This is a genomic window from Herbaspirillum sp. alder98, from assembly GCF_020179755.1.
Taxonomy (GTDB): Bacteria; Pseudomonadota; Gammaproteobacteria; order Burkholderiales; family Burkholderiaceae_D; genus Herbaspirillum.
Genome location: NZ_JAIUCY010000006.1, coordinates 55235 through 71217 on the forward strand (window position 1 = coordinate 55235; position 15983 = coordinate 71217).

The window sequence follows — 15983 nt, forward strand, 5'->3', positions numbered from 1 at the left end:
CGAGTACGCAAATTTCTTGATGAAGCTCAAATTCATTTCGCGTCCTTTACCGGTTGAATATCAGCATAGCGCGAACCGGGGTGCTACCGGCGCAGATTTAACGGTGGAAAAGCACCTTTATTTCAGCGCTGTGCGACGTGCATCAAGGCGGTGCAGGCCGGGGGCAAGGAGTCGGAAAGAATGTGGTCGTGAAAACAACGCCGGCTGGGTCCTGACTTTCGTCAGGACAACGGCGGTGGTAGAGAACGTCGACCTGAAAACACCTCCCGTCGTCCCGGCGCAGGCCGGGACCCAGTGGCTTTTGTTATGGCTTGACGACCGCCGCAAGACGCTGGGTCCTGACTTTCGTCAGGACGACGGCGGTGGTAGAGAGAACGTCAACCTGAAAACACCTTCCGTCGTCCCGGCGCAGGCCGGGACCCAGTGGCTTTTGTCGTGGCCCGACGACCGTGGCAAGACGCTGGGTCCTGACTTTCGTCAGGACGACGGTGGCAGTATGGAGAACGTCGACCTGAAAACACCTTCCGTCGTCCCGGCGCAGGCCGGGACCCAGTGGCTTTTGTTATGGCTTGAAGACCGGCGCAAGACGCTGGGTCCTGACCTTCGTTAGGACGACGGAGATCGTAGAGAGAACGTCAACCTGAAAACACCTTCCGTCGTCCCGGCGCAGGCCGGGACCCAGTGGCTTTTGTCGTGGCCCGACGACCGTGGCAAGACGCTGGGTCCCGACCTTCGTCAGGACGACGGCGATGGTAGAGAGAATGTCGATCTGGACATAACGCCGTCATCACCGCACAGCGCGATCAATTCCAGCCCGCCCTTACCCATGTCCCAGGTAAGCCTTGCGCACATCGCTGTTGGCCAGCAGATTGGCGCCGGTATCGGCCAGCACCACATGCCCGTTTTCGAGCACGTAGCCGCGATCGGCCACGCCCAAGGCCTTGTTGGCGTTCTGCTCCACCAGGAACACCGTCACGCCGCTGGCGCGGATGGTGCGGATGATCTCGAAGATCTGGGCGATCACCAATGGCGCCAGGCCCAGCGTCGGTTCGTCCAGCAGCAGCAAGCGTGGCCGGCTCATCAGCGCGCGTCCGATGGCCAGCATCTGCTGCTCGCCGCCCGACATGGTGCCGGCCCGCTGCGCCGCACGTTCCTTGAGCCGCGGGAAAAGTCCGAACACGTGTTCGATACCCTGCTCGATGGATTCATTACTGGCAAAGAAGGCCCCCATCTTGAGGTTTTCCAGCACCGTCAGGCTGGGAAAGACGCGTCGCCCTTCCGGCGAGATCGCCATCCCCAGCCGCATGATCTCGTGGGTCGGCATTTGCGTGACGTCGCGGCCCTCGAAAACGATACGCCCGCTCGAGGCCCGTGGCCGTCCGCACAGCGTCATCAACAAGGTGGTCTTGCCAGCGCCGTTGGCGCCGATCAGGGTAACGATCTCACCCTGATCGACATTCAGCGAGACGCCATGCAAGGCTTCGATGGCGCCGTAGTGAGTGTGCACCTGTTCAAACTGCAGCATCATTCTTCTCCCAGGTAAGCCTTGATCACGCGCTCGTCGCTGCGCACCTGCGACGGCGTGCCGGTGACGATCGGCTTGCCGTGTTCCATCACCAGGATGCGGTCCGAAATCCCCATGATCAGGCTCATGTCGTGTTCGATCAGCAGCACCGCCACATCATGCTCGCGGCGCAGGCGGTCGATCAACAGCGACAGCGCCTGTTTTTCCTGCGGATTGAGGCCGGCCGCCGGCTCGTCCAGCAACAGCAGGCGCGGCCTGGTGATCATGCAACGCGCGATCTCGACCCGGCGCTGCAATCCGTACGACAGCGTGCCGGCCTCGCGGTTGGCCAGTTCGGTCAGTCCCAGGTAATCCAGCCAGTAAGCGGCGCGCTGCAAGGCATCCCGTTCGGAGCGTCGATAGGCGCGGGTCTTCAACAGCCCCCACAACAGGTTGGTGTTGACCTGGTGATGCTGGGCCACCAGCAGGTTCTCGACCACCGTCATCGACTTGAACAGGCGGATGTTCTGGAAGGTCCGCACCAGCCCCTGCTGCGCCACCACGTGGCTCGGCTGGCGTGCAATCGAGGCGCCGTCCAGACTGATATTGCCCGCCGTCGGTTGATAGAAGCCGCTGATGCAGTTGAACACGGTGGTCTTGCCGGCGCCATTGGGGCCGATGATGGCGAATACCTCGCGCTCCATGACCGACAGCGCCACGCCGTCGACCGCCAGCAGACCGCCGAAACGCATCGACAGATCGCTTACCTGCAACAGGGTGCGGGCCTGGGTTTGGTTAGCGTTCATTGCGGCAACTCCACATGCGGTCGGGTGGCCGGCAGCAATCCCTGCGGCCGCCATATCATCATCAGCACCATCACCAGGCCGAAGATCAGCATCCGGTATTCGGCGAAACTGCGGGCCACCTCGGGCAACACGGTCAACAGGATGGCGGCCAGGATCACGCCCAGCTGCGAACCCATGCCGCCCAGCACCACGATGGCCAGGATCAACGCCGATTCGATAAAGGTGAACGACTCCGGCGTCACCAACCCCTGACGGGCCGCGAAGAACGAGCCCGCCAGCCCGGCGAAGGCCGCGCCCAACGTAAAGGCCGACAGCTTCACGCGGGTCGGATTGATGCCCAGCGAACGGCAGGCGATCTCGTCTTCGCGCAGCGCTTCCCAGGCGCGGCCCATCGGCATGCGCAACAGGCGGCTGGTCACGAAATAAGTAAACAGCACCATCAGCAAGGCCAGGAAATACAGATAGATCACCATGTGCCCGCCCTGATAGGTCAGCCCCAGCATGTCATGGAAGGTGGTGCCGCCCTCGGTGACCGGATTGCGCGCCATGGTCACCCCGAACACGCTGGGCTTGGGAATGCCGGAGATGCCGTCCGGGCCGCCGGTGAGGCTGGTCATGTTATTGAGCAGCAGGCGGATGATCTCGCCGAACCCCAGCGTGACGATGGCCAGGTAATCGCCGCGCAGGCGCAGCACCGGAAAACCCAGCACGAAACCGAACAGCGCCGAAGCACCTGCGGCCAGCGGCACGCATTCCCAGAAGCTCAAGCCCAGATACTGGTTCAGCAAGGCATAGGTATAGGCGCCGACGGCATAGAAGCCGACATAGCCCAGGTCCAGCAGGCCGGCAAAGCCGACCACGATGTTCAGGCCCAGCCCCAGCACCACATAGATCAACGCCAGCGTCATCACGTCCACATAGCCGCGCGAACCGAAGAAGGGCCACACCAGCGCCAACGCAAGCAACAGCATCAAGGCCATGCGCTGCTTGCGCGGCGCCAGGCGCGGCAAGGTCGGCAGCTTGATGGCGCCGCTGTGGCGCGCCAGCGTGGGCTTGACCAGCTGGAACACGAACACGGCCAGCATCGCCAGCAGCACCGGCGTCCAGTGCGTATTGAGCACCACCCGGTAACCCTCCAGCTGCAACTGCATGCCCAGTAATGGAATGGTCAACACGGCGGTCACCAGCGCCGCCGCTACCGCATTCTTGAACGTGACGGACATCATGCCTCCTCGATCGTTACGCATCGCTTACACCTTCTCGATATCAGGCTTGCCCAGCAGGCCCGTGGGACGGAACAGCAGGATCAGCACCAGCAGGCCGAACGAGACCACATCCTTGTATTCGGAGGGCAGGTAGCCGGCGGCGAAGGTCTCGGCCAGTCCCAGCAATACACCGCCCAGCATGGCCCCGGGAATACTGCCGATGCCGCCCAGCACCGCCGCCGTGAAGGCCTTGATGCCGACGATGAAACCGATATAGGGATTGAGCTTGCCGATGGTCAGCGCGATCAGCACCCCGCCGACGGCGGCCAGCATGGCGCCCAGCACAAACGTAAATGAGATCACCCGATTGGTATCGATGCCCAGCAGGTTGGCCATGCCCATGTCCTCGGCGCAGGCGCGGCAGGCGCGCCCCATGCGCGAGCGCGCGATGAACAGCGTCAGGGCCACCATCAGGACCAGCGTGACGCCCACGATCACCATGCGCGAGTACGGTACGGTCACGGTAAAGTCGCTGCCCATCTGGAATTCGAGCGCGCCCGAGATCAGCACCGGCACCGACATGTCGCGCGCGCCCTGGCCGATCTGCACGTAGTTCTGCAGGAAGATCGACATGCCGATGGCCGAGATCAGCGGCACCAGCCGCGGCCCGCCGCGCAAGGGCCGGTACGCCACCCGTTCGACGGTCCAGCCATAGAGACCAGTGACCAGCACCGAGACGATCAACGCGCCGCCCAGCAACAGCGCCACCGGATAGCCGCTCTGCACGCCGATGGCCGTCAGCGTCACCAGCCCGACATAGGACGCGATCATGTAGATCTCGCCGTGGGCGAAGTTGATCATGCCGATGATGCCGTAGACCATCGTGTAGCCGATGGCGATCAAGGCGTAGATCGCGCCCAGCGACAGCCCGTTGACGAGCTGCTGGGTCAGTTGGGGGAGCAATTCATTCATGAGGACACTCTGATATGAAAATGCCCCATGCACACTGCCATGGGGCATTTCGGTTTTGGGTCACGTTGGAAACTTTCCACGAGACCGTGGCACTTACTTGGCCTCGGTCTTGGTAGCGTCCTTGTGCCAGGTGAAGACGACGAACTTGAACGCCTTCAGGTCGCCCTTCTTGTCGAACTCGACATTGCCGATCGGAGTCTTGAAGCTGTTGGCGTGAATATACGCCGCCACCTTGGTCGGGTCGGTCGACTTGGCGCCGGCGATGGCGTCGGCGATGACCTTCACTGCCGAATAGGCCGGCATCTGGAACGGACCGTTCGGGTCGCGCTTCTGCGCGGCGAAGGCCTTCACCAGTGCGGCATTGGCCGGGTCGGCGGCGAAGTCGGCCGGCAGCGTCACCAGCATGCCTTCGGAGGCAGCGCCGGCGATGGCGGTGATGTCCTTGTTGCCGACGCCTTCAGGGCCCATGAACACGGCCTTGACGCCCTGCTCGCGCGCCTGGCGCATGAGCAGGCCCATCTCGGGGTGATAGCCGCCGAAATAGACGAAATCCACGCCCTGCGACTTGAGCTTGGTGATGATGGCCGAGTAATCGCTGTCACCGGCATTGATGCCTTCGAACACCGCCACCGGCACCTTGGCCGCATCCAGCGCCGACTTCACCGATGCCGCCACGCCCTGGCCATAGGACTGCTTGTCATGCAGCACCGCCGCCTTCTTGGGCTTGAGCTTTTCGATCACGTAACGGGCAGCGGCCGGACCCTGCTGGTCGTCACGACCGATGGTGCGGAAGATGTAATTGTGCGGCTTGGCTTCGGTCAGCTGGGGCGCCGTCGCCGACGGCGTGATCATGACCACGCCTTCGTTTTCATAGATATCGGAGGCCGGAATGGTCGAGCCCGAGCAGACGTGACCGATGACGTACTTGATGCCCTGGCTGACGATCTTGTTGGCGACCGCCACGGCTTGCTTGGGCTCACAGGCGTCATCCATCAACACCACTTCGAACTTGTTGCCGTTGGCGCCGCCGGCGGCATTGATCTGCTCGATGGCAGTCAGCGCACCGGCCTTGACCATGTCGCCATATTGCGCCACCGCGCCGGTCATCGGACCCGCGATGGCGATCTTGACGGTCTCGGCCTGCACGGGGTTCGCGAAAGCGGCAACAGTGGCAGCGGCCAGAGCGATTCTGGTCAGACGATTTACGGATTTCATCGACATTTTCTCCATGATGTATTCGGTTCGGAACCAGCCTGCAGCGGGGCTTTCACCCAAATCGGACAGCGTCCTTGCACCTGCCGGTGGCTATTCGGGCCAGAGTGTAACACTGCCGTCTCAATCAATAACTTTTTTTTGAGAATTCGCCACGAAGCACCAATTCCTTCACGACTTTTTTATTTTTTCTCTAAGTTTTTCGATTGTTTTTATCAAATTAAAAAACAGGACATCATCATGCGGCGCAGCATCGCCAACTGGCATCCGCACCATTCGCATGCTGCCATGCGCGCGCTCAATTACAATAGCCGCGCCCTCCTCATTCAGCCCAGCCTATCGACCCGATGCGCCAGATGTTCCTGAAGTTCATTCGCCCCGGCCAGCGCCTGTTGCTGGCATCCCTGCTGAGCCTGGCCACTGCGGCCAGCGCCGCCGCCGAATTGCGTCAATACCAGTACCACCAGACCTTCATCAACGCCTGCCGTGCCGATCCGCGCACCGATGTCATCCGCACCTACTGGAAGGATGCCAATGGCCAGCCGCTGGCGACCTTCGTGCGCCTGGACGCCATGCTGCGCCAGCAAAGCGAAGAAATGCTGTGCGCCACCAACGCCGGCATCTACGACAAGCAACTGCAACCGCTCGGACTCTATATCGAAGATGGCAAGCTGCTGCGGCGCCTCAACACGCGCCAGAATGCCTACGGCAATTTCTACCTGCAGCCCAATGGCGTATTCGTGCTGACCCAGGATCAGGCGTTCATCGTCGAGACCGGCGCCTATGCGGCACAGTCCGAGCACTGGAACGCGACGGCGCGCTACGCCACCCAGTCAGGGCCGTTGATGATCGTCCAGGGCAAGATCAACACCCTGTTCGACCCCGACTCGATCAACGCCGTGGTACGCAACGCGGTCTGCGTGGACAACGCCGGCATGATGGTGCTGGCAATCGCCCGCAATCCGATCAGCTTCTACGACTTCGCGGTGTTCTTGCGCGACGAACTCAAGTGCCATGATGCCTTGTATCTCGACGGCAGCATCTCGCGCATGTATCCGACGCTGGAAGCCAACATGGGGCCAGCCTTCAGCGCCATGATCACGGTGCTCAAAAAACAGGCAAAAAAAAGCCCGCAGTAAATCTAACCGCGGGCAAGTTCCCTATTCAAGGGAGGTTGAAGGAACAGTTCAACCATCGGTAGGAGTGGGGCCTGCGCAGAAAAGTTCGCCGCAATTTACGCTTGACCTCGCCCCCAATGCAAAACGCCGCAACGGCAGGCCGTTGCGGCGGGTGCAGTGCTGTTCCCACTGCGGGGGATGACGCGCGGCTGCTGCCGTTCTTGTCGATAAAACTTATTTCTTTTCGCCGGCGGCGTCGCCACCTGCTGCGGGTGCGGTAACAGGGGGCGCTGTGGACTCAGCAGGCGGCGTGGCAGCCGGTGCCGGCGTTGGCGCCATCGGTGCGGCGGCGGCCGGTGCCGGATCGGCAGGCGCGGCGGCGGCTGGGGTAGCAGGCGCTTCGTCGCGCTTGTTGCAACCCGCCAGTACGGCGGTAAAGACGGCAGCGGCCAGTAGTGTGTGGCGAATCAACATGTTTTGCCTCCTAGAGTTTGTTAATAATGAATGTGCTGAGGTTCGACTGTTTCTGATGCTGGATTATTCCCGCTTCCGGCCTTCCTGCCTGTCAGAGAACACCCCTAATTCATGTCAGCGATCACAGTCGCCCTTTCCGCAGGGCAACCAGAACACCCGCTACGAAGGCGGCAAAGCGGCTATCATTGCCGACCATGAACCCGCCCCTCCCCTTCCTGTACCGTGCAGCACGCCCGCTGGTCGCCGGCATGCTGTTGAGCCTGTTGCAGATATCGCCGTCACTGGCGGCGTCGGACGCATCGACTAACATAAAGCCGCTGTCGCGCAGCCAATGCGCTGCCATGAAGCAACACCAGGTGATCAGCGCCGACAACCCGGTGCCCTGCGCGCGACTGTCGCGGGTGTCATTCGACTATCACGACTTCGACGGCAACGTCCGCCAGGGTGCGGTGGTGGTACTGGACGCGGTAGCGCCCCAGGTCGAATCGCTGTTCGGCGAACTGCTGCTGCGCTCGGTGCCGCTGGCCGGCGCACAGCCGATGGAGGCCTTCGACGGCGACGACGAGAAATCGATGGCGGCCAACAACACCTCGGCCTTCAACGGCCGGCCGATGACCGGCGGCGGTGGCTGGTCCAAGCATGCCTATGGCGTCGCCATCGACATCAACCCGCTGCAGAACCCCTATGTCAGCCAATCCGGCAACGGCCAACAGCAGGTGTTGCCTGCTGCCGGCGCCGATTTCCTGCAACGCCAGCCGGCGCAACCGGGGATGGCCGAAGACGTGGTCGGCGTGTTCTACGACCATGGTTTCCTGATCTGGGGCGGCAACTGGAAGCAGCCGATCGACTACCAGCATTTCGAGATCGGCAGCCGCGCCTTTGTCGCCCGGCTGGTCGCGCTGGCGCCGGCCCAGGCGCGCGCCGAATTCGAGCGCTACGTGGCACGCTATCGGCGCTGCACGCACACCAGCGCCCCGACCGATGACGATGCGCCCGAAGATACTGCCTTGCGCGACAGCTGCGCGGCGCGTTCACGACGCTAACGACAGGGGTCCGGTAAAGAGCGGTAAGTTTGGGTTAAAACCAGGGGGCGAGATGCCAGGCTTGCCTATACTGGCCTGGTTATTTCCGGTCCGGCACTGGCCGCGGCCTCACTCACCAGGGGAGCCCATCATGGCGATCAATTCCGTCAATTCCACCCAGTCGGCCACTGCGCAAGCGGCCGCTGCCATCCAGTCCAACAAGAAGCCGACCAAGGCTTTCCCATCGATGGCAGAGCTGATGGCGGCCGGCCAGGCCCAGCCGAGCCAGCCGAACGATCCGACCTCGTCGATCAACTCGACCGATAGCAGCAGCCTGACCCGCCGCGCCTGAGCCTGCCGGCACCAGGCCGGTTACCCGGATGCAAAAATGCCCGCTGCACTCCCGTGCGCGGGCATTTTTCATTCATGTCAGGCCTCACGTATACTGTGCGCTCGAAAGTACAGGAGCGCATCAATGGAACCGCATCCGGCCGTCCACATCCGGCCCGCCAGCCAGCAAGACCTGGCGCAATGGCAACCCCTATGGGAAGCCTACAATGCCTTCTACGGTCGCAGCGGCGCCACCGCCCTGCCGGCCGACATCACTCGCCTGACCTGGTCACGCATCCTCGACGCGGCCGAGCCGGTGCATGCACTGGTGGCCGAGCGCGAGGGGCAATTGCTGGGACTGGCGCACTTTCTCTACCATCGCAACACCATCCTGGCCGGACCGGTGTGCTACCTGCAGGACCTGTTCACGGTGCCGGCTGCGCGCGGCCAGGGCGTCGCCCGCGCATTGATCGAGGCCTTGTACCGGCGCGCTGCCGATGACGGCGCCGAACGCGTCTACTGGCATACCCATCACACCAACAGCGGCGCCCGCCATCTGTACGACAAGCTGGCCGACGACTCTGGCTTCATCGTCTACCGCAAGACGCTGGGCTGATGCCGATGCCGATGCCTATGGCTGGGCGTTGGCCTCGTTGAGCGCATTGACGATATCGGCGCGCGTCAGTTCGGGCGCAAACTGCTGGATGAAATCAAAGGTGTAGGCACGCAGGTAAGCGCCGCGGCGTACGGCCAGTCGCGCGATGTTCGGCTTGAACAGATGCGCGGCGCCGATCGACAGCAACTCCAGGTGCTTGCCCTGGTCCACCGCCATCGACGCCACCAGGCCCACCCCCAGCCCCAGTCCCACATATTGCTGGATGACGTCCGAATCCATCGCGGTCAGTACGATGTCGGGTTCGATGCCGGCCTGGCGGAACGCTTCATCGATATGGCCGCGACCGGTAAAGCCGACGTCGTAGGTGATCAGGGGATAGGCGCCCAGGTCGGCCAGCGACACCTGCTCCAGCGCCAGCAGCGGGTGTCCTTGCGGCACCACGATGACGTGGCTCCAGGTGTAACAGGGAAACGACACCAGCTCCTTGAACTGCGACAGGCCTTCGGTGGCGATGCCGATGTCGGCCTTGCCCGAAATCACCCACTCGGCAATATGTTCGGGCGCGCTCTGTTGCAGCGCGATGCGCACCTGCGGGAAGGCCGCCCGGAAAGCCTGCACCACGCGCGGCAACACATAGCGCGCCTGGGTGTGGGTGGTGGCGATGGAGAGCGTGCCGCTTTGCTCGCCGGCGTATTCCTTGCTGGCGCGACGCAGGTTCTCGGCTTCCAGCAGCAGCCGCTCGACGATGCCCAGGATGCCCTTGCCCGGCTCGGTCAGGCCGGTCAGTCGCTTGCCGTTGCGCTCGAAGATCTCGACCCCGAGCTCTTCCTCCAGCTCGCGGATCTGGCGGCTCACGCCCGGTTGCGAAGTGAACAGCACATTGGCCACTTCGGTCAGGTTGAAGCCGCAACGCGCGGCTTCGCGGATGGAACGCAGCTGTTGAAAATTCATGATGCCGCTCCGCTGTCCTGGTTGGCGAACACCTGCAGCCGCCGCGGCCGCACCACCAGCGTCTCGCCGCTCTTGAGACCGAGCTGGGCAAAGCGTTCATTGGAAATCACGGCCTCGATCAACTCGGCATTGTCATCACGCTCGAGTTCAAGCTGCGCCAGCGGCCCGATCGCATGCGAGCGGCGCAGTTGCACCACGATGCCTTCGGCGCCGGGCGAATAGCGCTCCACATCGAGCTCGTGCGGCCGCACGAAACCGATCCCGGCCTGGTCACGCGCATCGCCGTGATTGGGCGCATCGAAGCGCGCGCCACCGGTATCGAGCACGCCTTCGTGCAGGCGACCATGAAACAGGTTGACGTTGCCCAGGAAGCCGTAGACGAAGGGCGTGGCCGGATGGTTATAGACTTCGGCGGGCGAGCCCAGCTGCTCGACCTGGCCCTTGTTCATCAACACCACCTGGTCGGCCACTTCCAGCGCTTCTTCCTGGTCGTGGGTCACGAAGATGCTGGTGACATGCAATTCATCGTGCAGGCGACGCAGCCAGCGGCGCAGTTCCTTGCGCACCTTGGCATCGAGCGCACCGAACGGTTCATCCAGCAGCAGCACGCGCGGCTCCACGGCCAACGCACGGGCCAGTGCAATACGCTGACGCTGGCCACCCGACAATTGTGGTGGATAACGATCGGCCAGCCAGTCCAGTTGCACCAGGTCGAGCAGTTTCCTGACCTTCTCGCGGATCACGCTCTCCGACGGCCGCTGGCTGCGCGGCTTCACGCGCAAGCCGAAGGCGATGTTCTCGAACACCGTCATGTGCTTGAACAGCGCATAGTGCTGGAACACGAAACCGACCTGGCGCTCGCGCACATGGCGCGCCGAGGCGTCTTCGCCATCCAGCAGCACCTGGCCTGAATCGAGCGACTCCAGCCCGGCGATGATGCGCAGCAGCGTGGTCTTGCCGCAGCCGGACGGCCCCAGCAAGGCAGTCAGTTCACCCGCCGGAAAATTCAGCGAGACATCATTGAGTGCGGTGAAGCTGCCGAAACGCTTGTTGATCTGTTTGACTTCGATACTCATGTGCTGCTCCTTATGCTTTCAGGCGGCTCAATGGCTGTCGGTGATCGCGAGCTGGCGCTGGATGCGCCACTCGACCACGCTCTTGATGGCCAGCGTCACCAGTGCCAGGAAGGCCAGCAGCGAAGCCACCGCGAAGGCGCCGGTGATATTGAATTCGTTATAAAGAATCTCGACCTGCAACGGGATGGTGTTGGTCTCGCCCCGGATATGGCCCGACACCACCGACACCGCGCCGAACTCGCCCATGGCGCGGGCGTTGCACAGGATCACGCCATACAGCAGGCCCCACTTGATGTTGGGCAGGGTCACGTGCCAGAAGGTGCGCCAGCCCGAGGCGCCCAGCACCAGCGCCGCCTCTTCTTCTTCGCTGCCCTGCGACTGCATCAGCGGAATCAGCTCGCGCGCCACGAACGGGAAGGTCACGAAGATGGTCGCCAGCACGATGCCCGGCACCGCGAACAGGATCTTGATATCGTGCTCGCGCAACCAGGGGCCGAAGTAACCCTGCATGCCGAACAGCAGCACATAGATCAGGCCCGAGATGACCGGCGACACCGAGAACGGCAGGTCGATCAGGGTCAGCAACACGTTCTTGCCGCGAAACTCGAACTTGGCAATGGCCCAGGCCGCCGCCACCCCGAACACCAGGTTCAGCGGCACCGCGATGGCCGCCGTGATCAGGGTCAGCTTGATGGCCGACCAGGCATCCGGTTCGACGATCGACGCCACGTAGACATCCCAGCCCTTCTTGAGAGCTTCATAGAACACCGCCACCAGCGGCACGAACAGGAACAGGGTCAGGAACACCAGCGCGATGCCGATCAGCAGCGCCCGCACCCAGAACGGTTCCAGCGTCGCACCCGGGGTCAGGGGCGGTTCTCCGCGCGCCGCGGAGGTGGCAATCGAAGTAGCTGCGCCACTCATGTCAGTTCCTCTCTGCCCGCCCGCGCTTGCGGGTCCAGGCTTGCAACAGGTTGATCGTCAGCAGCAGCACGAAGGACACCACCAGCATCACCGTGGCAATCGCGGTCGCACCGGCGTAGTCGTATTGTTCCAGCTTGGTGATGATGAACAGCGGCGTGATCTCGGACACCATCGGCATGTTGCCGGCGATGAACACCACCGAACCGTATTCACCGGTGGCGCGCGCAAAGGCCAATGCAAAACCGGTCAGCAGCGCCGGCAGGATGGTCGGGAACACCACCCGGTAGAACGTCTGCCAGCGGTCGGCGCCGAGGCTGGCGGCAGCTTCCTCGAGTTCGCGCTCGGCTTCTTCCAGCACCGGTTGCACGGTACGCACGACGAAGGGCAAGCCGATGAAGGTCATCGCCACCAGCACGCCCAGGGGCGTGAAGGCCACCTTGATGCCCAGCGGCGCGAGCAACTTGCCCAGCCAGCCGTTCTGCGAATACAAAGTGGTCAGCGCAATACCGGCCACGGCGGTAGGCAAGGCGAATGGCAGGTCGACCAGGGCATCGATGATGCGCTTGCCGGGAAAGCGGTAGCGCACCAGCACCCAGGCCACGATGCCGCCGAAGATGACATTGAGGAAAGCGGCGATGAGCGAGGCGCCGAAGGTCAGTTGGTACGACGCCACCACCCGCGGCGAGGTCACCGCATCGATGAAGCCTTGCCAGGTGAGCGTGAAGGTCTTCAGGAACACTGCCGACAGCGGCAGCAGCACGATGAGTGCCAGATAGAAGATGGTGAAACCAAGTGAAAGATGAAAACCAGGCAGCACGCGGCGGCCGGTTCCCCTTGCAGCGGCCGACCCGGCGCTCGGGGCCGCCGGGATCGATACAGATGTTGCGGACATGGTCTTCTCTTTTTATTACAAATGCGACTATAGGAGCTTAATATTCGCATCCGTTCGTTATAAAGAGAACTAAATTATTTGCATGCCTTTAGATTCAAAATGAATAATGATTGACGAAAATTGCGCTTTGGGGGATGAGGCGCTGCGGCCAAGGACGCTGGGCCCTGACTTTCGCCAGGGCGACGGCGGCGGTGTTATCCAGTGACTAGCGGGGTAACTACTTCAGTTGCCCCATGAGTTCCAGCAACAACTGCTGCCCCTCGACCCAGTCGCCCAAGCCCGAATCGGCATTGATATGCCCCAAAGCGCCGGCATCCACAAAACGCGCATCCCATTGATCGGCCCATTGCCGGGCGCGCGGCGCGCTCATCCATGGATCATCCCGGCTGCCCACCACCACTGCCGGAAACGGCAGTCGGTAGCGCACCTGCGCGCTGACGTCGAACTTGTCGGGATCGGCCGGCGCCACCAGCAAGGCGCCGACGATGGGCGAGAATACCTGCGCCAGCGCGGCGGCACGGTGCACGGTAGTCAGGCAGCCGAAGCTGTGCGCCACCAGCACCACCGGCTGCGACGATTGCGCCAGCACCTCGCCCAGACGCTGCGACCAGGCGGACAAGTCAGGCTGGTCCCAGTGATCCTGCACGACCCGCTCGAAACCGGGATACAGGCGCTCCCAGCGCGATTGCCAATGCGCCGGTCCGCTGCCATGCAGGCCTGGCACCACCAGCACGCGATGGTCGGCCATGCGCGGCGCGGCGGCTGACGATATTGTTGAAGGCGCTGCAACCATCAGGTCCTCCCGCAGGGATGGGTGGAACATCTTGGCCGGGCCTATGCGGCCCGCCCCAGTGCGGCCGCCGGCAACTTCGCTTCGGGCCGGTCCCACAGATAGCCCTGCACCAGTATCGGCTCGCCCATGGCCGCCCCGAACTGGTTCAGGCGCTCGAACACATCGGGGTTCTCGACCCGCTTGAAGAAGATCCGCACGCCCTGCTCGGCCGCGCGCAGCAACAACAGGCCGACGCTGTCGGGGTCCGGCAGCTCGCGCGCATCGACCTTGATCAGGTCGGGCCGCACCTTGTCCAGCAGGCTCAATGCTTCCAGCGCGCTGTTGGCCGACACCCCCAGCCTGAAACCGTTGCGCCGGTAGTTGTCGAGCACATAGTTGAGCAGCCAGCGCTGGTTGGGCGTGACCACCGGCAACTGCAGCACGATGCGATCATGCGGCAACTCCAGCCGCGACAGGATATGCCGATACGCCACCCCGTGATTGCTGTTGACCGCCGCCAACAGACGGGCGTGCACCGACAGGTGCAGCTCGGGACTGTCGGCGCCGCCCTGGCGATAGTAATTGACCGCGTGCAGCATGCGGCACAAGCGATCCAGTTCCACCGACTCATCGTCGCTGGCGGCCTGGTCCAGCAGTTTCCACAGGTGCAGGCCGCTATCGAATTCCGAGTAGCTGCGCGCGAACGCCTCGACGGCGACGATCTCGCCATCGCCGAAACTGCGCACCGGCTGGAAGGCCGAGGTCAGGGAGGTGTTGAAATAGCGGCCGACGGCACGTCCGTGCTCGTCCAGCCAGACCTTGGATTGGCTGCTGCGCGCCGCTTGCTCGAGGCGCTCCAGGTAAGCTTCCAGTGCCGAAAATGTCATCTGGCTTCCTTGTTCGTTACCGGCCGCGCCGCCTGCCGGAGGCGGCTGCGGCGCGAATTACAGCTTGGCGATCGAGACTTCGGTCGCCTTGACCAGCGCCACCACTTCACTGCCGATGGTCAGGCCCAGGTCCTTCACCGAACGGGTGGTGATGACCGAGGTGACGATGCCGGCCGGGGTTTCGACATCGACTTCGGAGACCACCGAACCTTCGATGATGGCCTTGACTTTGCCCTTGAACTGGTTGCGGACGTTGATGGCTTGAATGGTCATGCTGTGCTCCTTGAGGGTAATGGGTGCGGCTGCCGCGAGGCTGGTCCGCGATGGTTGAAATGGTTGATGCCGGCGGACGACTCAGACCGCCCATTGCACCTGCTGCACGCTTCGCGGCGCCAGCAGGGAATCCGTTAATTCTTCGCTCAGCGCTTCGCTGCCGGGGTGGCGCAGCACGCGCGCCAGGATCGCTTCTTCCAGCTGGGCGAAGCGGGCCTGGCCGCGTGAACGGGGGCGCTCCAGTTCGATGCGCTGGTCCAGCGCCACCTGGCCGTCCTCGATCAGCAGCACCCGATCGGCCAGGGCAATCGCCTCTTGCACGTCGTGCGTCACCAGCAAGGCGGTAAAGCCACGGGACTGCCACAGCGACTCGATCAGTTCCTGCATCTCGATGCGGGTCAGCGCGTCGAGCGCGCCCAGCGGTTCGTCGAGCAGCAGCAATTGCGGCTCATGCACCAGCGCCCGGGCCAGCGCCACGCGTTGCCGCTGGCCACCCGACAGCACCGCCGGCCATTCGCCGGCACGCTGCTCGAGTCCAACCTGGCGCAGCGCCTGCAAGGCCTGCGGCGCAGCCGACCTGGGCAAGCCCAGCGCGACGTTTTCCAGCACTCGCTTCCAGGGCAGCAGGCGCGAATCCTGGAACATGATGCGAATCTCGGGCTCTCCGGCCGGGCTATCCTGCTCGAAGATCACTTCTCCGCTGCTGGCGCCGTCGAGTTGCGCCACCAGCCGCAGCAAGGTGCTCTTGCCGCAACCGCTGCGACCGACGATGGCGACGAATTCGCCCGGCTCTACCTGCAGGTCGACGCCATGCAAGACCTCGCGCCCGCCGAACGACTTCGACAACGCTTCAAGGCGAATGCCGATGCCACGCGCCTTATTGGCGGCAGCACTGGCACCAGCGGCGCGGCTGACTTCCTGGTTTTCCTGGGCATGAATGCGCACGGGT

19 protein-coding genes are annotated in these 15983 nt (G+C 63.1%); 5 read left to right on the plus strand and 14 right to left on the minus strand.

The annotated features are described in order from the left end of the window. Positions 1 to 19: 19 nt before the first annotated feature. Complete coding sequence (locus LBW87_RS15155; protein WP_225202329.1) at positions 20 to 610, plus strand: hypothetical protein; 591 nt, start codon at positions 20 to 22, stop codon at positions 608 to 610. A gap of 210 nt (positions 611 to 820) precedes the next feature. Here LBW87_RS15155 and LBW87_RS15160 read toward each other — a convergent pair whose 3' ends face one another. From LBW87_RS15160 to LBW87_RS15180, 5 genes are all read right to left on the minus strand, one after another. Beyond that, positions 821 to 1525, minus strand: a complete 705-nt coding sequence (locus LBW87_RS15160; protein ID WP_225202540.1) for an ABC transporter ATP-binding protein — start codon at positions 1523 to 1525, stop codon at positions 821 to 823. Then, positions 1525 to 2310: a high-affinity branched-chain amino acid ABC transporter ATP-binding protein LivG gene (gene livG / locus LBW87_RS15165; protein ID WP_225202330.1), complete on the minus strand. Its 786-nt coding sequence runs from the start codon at positions 2308 to 2310 to the stop codon at positions 1525 to 1527. The genes LBW87_RS15160 and livG overlap by 1 nt, the downstream gene beginning before the upstream one ends. Continuing rightward, positions 2307 to 3533 (minus strand): high-affinity branched-chain amino acid ABC transporter permease LivM, encoded by a 1227-nt coding sequence (locus tag LBW87_RS15170; RefSeq protein WP_225202541.1) that lies wholly within the window; start codon positions 3531 to 3533, stop codon positions 2307 to 2309. Before LBW87_RS15170 ends, livG begins: the two co-directional genes overlap by 4 nt. Positions 3534 to 3560: 27 nt before the next feature. Then, complete coding sequence (gene livH, locus LBW87_RS15175; RefSeq protein ID WP_225202331.1) at positions 3561 to 4487, minus strand: high-affinity branched-chain amino acid ABC transporter permease LivH; 927 nt, start codon at positions 4485 to 4487, stop codon at positions 3561 to 3563. A gap of 93 nt (positions 4488 to 4580) precedes the next feature. Beyond that, positions 4581 to 5702, minus strand: a complete 1122-nt coding sequence (locus tag LBW87_RS15180) for a branched-chain amino acid ABC transporter substrate-binding protein (protein ID WP_225202332.1) — start codon at positions 5700 to 5702, stop codon at positions 4581 to 4583. 344 nt (positions 5703 to 6046) lie between these two features. Here LBW87_RS15180 and LBW87_RS15185 point away from each other — a divergent pair, with 344 nt between their 5' ends. Next, positions 6047 to 6838 carry a phosphodiester glycosidase family protein gene (locus LBW87_RS15185; protein WP_225202333.1) on the plus strand — a complete coding sequence of 264 codons (792 nt, stop codon included), beginning with the start codon at positions 6047 to 6049 and terminating at the stop codon, positions 6836 to 6838. Between the two features lie 213 nt (positions 6839 to 7051). On the opposite strand, the gene LBW87_RS15190 is transcribed toward LBW87_RS15185, so the two are convergent. Then, entirely contained in the window at positions 7052 to 7291 is a 240-nt protein-coding gene (locus LBW87_RS15190; RefSeq protein WP_225202334.1) for a hypothetical protein, read from the minus strand. Between the two features lie 194 nt (positions 7292 to 7485). On the opposite strand from LBW87_RS15190, the gene LBW87_RS15195 reads away from it, so the two are divergent. The 3 genes from LBW87_RS15195 to LBW87_RS15205 all read left to right on the plus strand — a co-directional run bounded on the left by LBW87_RS15195 (position 7486) and on the right by LBW87_RS15205 (position 9259). After that, positions 7486 to 8334, plus strand: coding sequence for a M15 family metallopeptidase (locus LBW87_RS15195; RefSeq protein ID WP_225202335.1), 849 nt, complete (start codon positions 7486 to 7488; stop codon positions 8332 to 8334). A gap of 130 nt (positions 8335 to 8464) precedes the next feature. Then, positions 8465 to 8665 (plus strand): hypothetical protein, encoded by a 201-nt coding sequence (locus LBW87_RS15200; RefSeq protein ID WP_225202336.1) that lies wholly within the window; start codon positions 8465 to 8467, stop codon positions 8663 to 8665. Positions 8666 to 8788: 123 nt separating this feature from the next. Continuing rightward, on the plus strand, positions 8789 to 9259 hold the full coding sequence (locus LBW87_RS15205; protein WP_225202337.1) for a GNAT family N-acetyltransferase: 471 nt from the start codon (positions 8789 to 8791) through the stop codon (positions 9257 to 9259). Positions 9260 to 9274: 15 nt separating this feature from the next. Here the strand turns inward: LBW87_RS15205 and LBW87_RS15210 are convergent, their stop codons facing one another. The 8 genes from LBW87_RS15210 to LBW87_RS15245 form a co-directional block, all read right to left on the minus strand. Continuing rightward, the gene (locus LBW87_RS15210; RefSeq protein WP_225202338.1) at positions 9275 to 10210 is read right to left on the minus strand and encodes a CysB family HTH-type transcriptional regulator; all 936 of its coding nucleotides are present in this window, start codon (positions 10208 to 10210) and stop codon (positions 9275 to 9277) included. Beyond that, a complete protein-coding gene (locus LBW87_RS15215) occupies positions 10207 to 11286 on the minus strand; it encodes a sulfate/molybdate ABC transporter ATP-binding protein (protein WP_225202339.1) in 1080 nt (359 codons plus the stop codon). The genes LBW87_RS15210 and LBW87_RS15215 overlap by 4 nt, the downstream gene beginning before the upstream one ends. A 27-nt stretch (positions 11287 to 11313) precedes the next feature. Next, on the minus strand, positions 11314 to 12210 hold the full coding sequence (cysW, locus tag LBW87_RS15220; RefSeq protein WP_225202340.1) for a sulfate ABC transporter permease subunit CysW: 897 nt from the start codon (positions 12208 to 12210) through the stop codon (positions 11314 to 11316). Position 12211: 1 nt separating this feature from the next. Further along, positions 12212 to 13102: a sulfate ABC transporter permease subunit CysT gene (gene cysT, locus LBW87_RS15225; RefSeq protein WP_225202341.1), complete on the minus strand. Its 891-nt coding sequence runs from the start codon at positions 13100 to 13102 to the stop codon at positions 12212 to 12214. Between the two features lie 217 nt (positions 13103 to 13319). Then, the gene (locus LBW87_RS15230) at positions 13320 to 13895 is read right to left on the minus strand and encodes an RBBP9/YdeN family alpha/beta hydrolase (protein ID WP_225202342.1); all 576 of its coding nucleotides are present in this window, start codon (positions 13893 to 13895) and stop codon (positions 13320 to 13322) included. A 41-nt stretch (positions 13896 to 13936) separates the two neighbouring features. After that, positions 13937 to 14761 carry an EAL domain-containing protein gene (locus LBW87_RS15235; RefSeq protein ID WP_225202343.1) on the minus strand — a complete coding sequence of 275 codons (825 nt, stop codon included), beginning with the start codon at positions 14759 to 14761 and terminating at the stop codon, positions 13937 to 13939. A gap of 57 nt (positions 14762 to 14818) precedes the next feature. Then, entirely contained in the window at positions 14819 to 15034 is a 216-nt protein-coding gene (locus tag LBW87_RS15240; protein WP_006464491.1) for a TOBE domain-containing protein, read from the minus strand. An 81-nt stretch (positions 15035 to 15115) separates the two neighbouring features. Then, the gene (locus tag LBW87_RS15245) at positions 15116 to 15979 is read right to left on the minus strand and encodes an ATP-binding cassette domain-containing protein (protein WP_225202344.1); all 864 of its coding nucleotides are present in this window, start codon (positions 15977 to 15979) and stop codon (positions 15116 to 15118) included. Positions 15980 to 15983: the final 4 nt, after the last annotated feature.

Bases quoted from the DNA above. Each gene is read 5' to 3' on its own strand.
- LBW87_RS15155 (WP_225202329.1), top strand. From the start codon at position 20: ATGAAGCTCAAATTCATTTCGCGTCCTTTACCGGTTGAATATCAGCAT.
- LBW87_RS15160 (WP_225202540.1), bottom strand. From the start codon at position 1,525: ATGCTGCAGTTTGAACAGGTGCACACTCACTACGGCGCCATCGAAGCC.
- livG (WP_225202330.1), bottom strand. From the start codon at position 2,310: ATGAACGCTAACCAAACCCAGGCCCGCACCCTGTTGCAGGTAAGCGAT.
- LBW87_RS15170 (WP_225202541.1), bottom strand. From the start codon at position 3,533: ATGTCCGTCACGTTCAAGAATGCGGTAGCGGCGGCGCTGGTGACCGCC.
- livH (WP_225202331.1), bottom strand. From the start codon at position 4,487: ATGAATGAATTGCTCCCCCAACTGACCCAGCAGCTCGTCAACGGGCTG.
- LBW87_RS15180 (WP_225202332.1), bottom strand. From the start codon at position 5,702: ATGAAATCCGTAAATCGTCTGACCAGAATCGCTCTGGCCGCTGCCACT.
- LBW87_RS15185 (WP_225202333.1), top strand. From the start codon at position 6,047: ATGCGCCAGATGTTCCTGAAGTTCATTCGCCCCGGCCAGCGCCTGTTG.
- LBW87_RS15190 (WP_225202334.1), bottom strand. From the start codon at position 7,291: ATGTTGATTCGCCACACACTACTGGCCGCTGCCGTCTTTACCGCCGTA.
- LBW87_RS15195 (WP_225202335.1), top strand. From the start codon at position 7,486: ATGAACCCGCCCCTCCCCTTCCTGTACCGTGCAGCACGCCCGCTGGTC.
- LBW87_RS15200 (WP_225202336.1), top strand. From the start codon at position 8,465: ATGGCGATCAATTCCGTCAATTCCACCCAGTCGGCCACTGCGCAAGCG.
- LBW87_RS15205 (WP_225202337.1), top strand. From the start codon at position 8,789: ATGGAACCGCATCCGGCCGTCCACATCCGGCCCGCCAGCCAGCAAGAC.
- LBW87_RS15210 (WP_225202338.1), bottom strand. From the start codon at position 10,210: ATGAATTTTCAACAGCTGCGTTCCATCCGCGAAGCCGCGCGTTGCGGC.
- LBW87_RS15215 (WP_225202339.1), bottom strand. From the start codon at position 11,286: ATGAGTATCGAAGTCAAACAGATCAACAAGCGTTTCGGCAGCTTCACC.
- cysW (WP_225202340.1), bottom strand. From the start codon at position 12,210: ATGAGTGGCGCAGCTACTTCGATTGCCACCTCCGCGGCGCGCGGAGAA.
- cysT (WP_225202341.1), bottom strand. From the start codon at position 13,102: ATGTCCGCAACATCTGTATCGATCCCGGCGGCCCCGAGCGCCGGGTCG.
- LBW87_RS15230 (WP_225202342.1), bottom strand. From the start codon at position 13,895: ATGGTTGCAGCGCCTTCAACAATATCGTCAGCCGCCGCGCCGCGCATG.
- LBW87_RS15235 (WP_225202343.1), bottom strand. From the start codon at position 14,761: ATGACATTTTCGGCACTGGAAGCTTACCTGGAGCGCCTCGAGCAAGCG.
- LBW87_RS15240 (WP_006464491.1), bottom strand. From the start codon at position 15,034: ATGACCATTCAAGCCATCAACGTCCGCAACCAGTTCAAGGGCAAAGTC.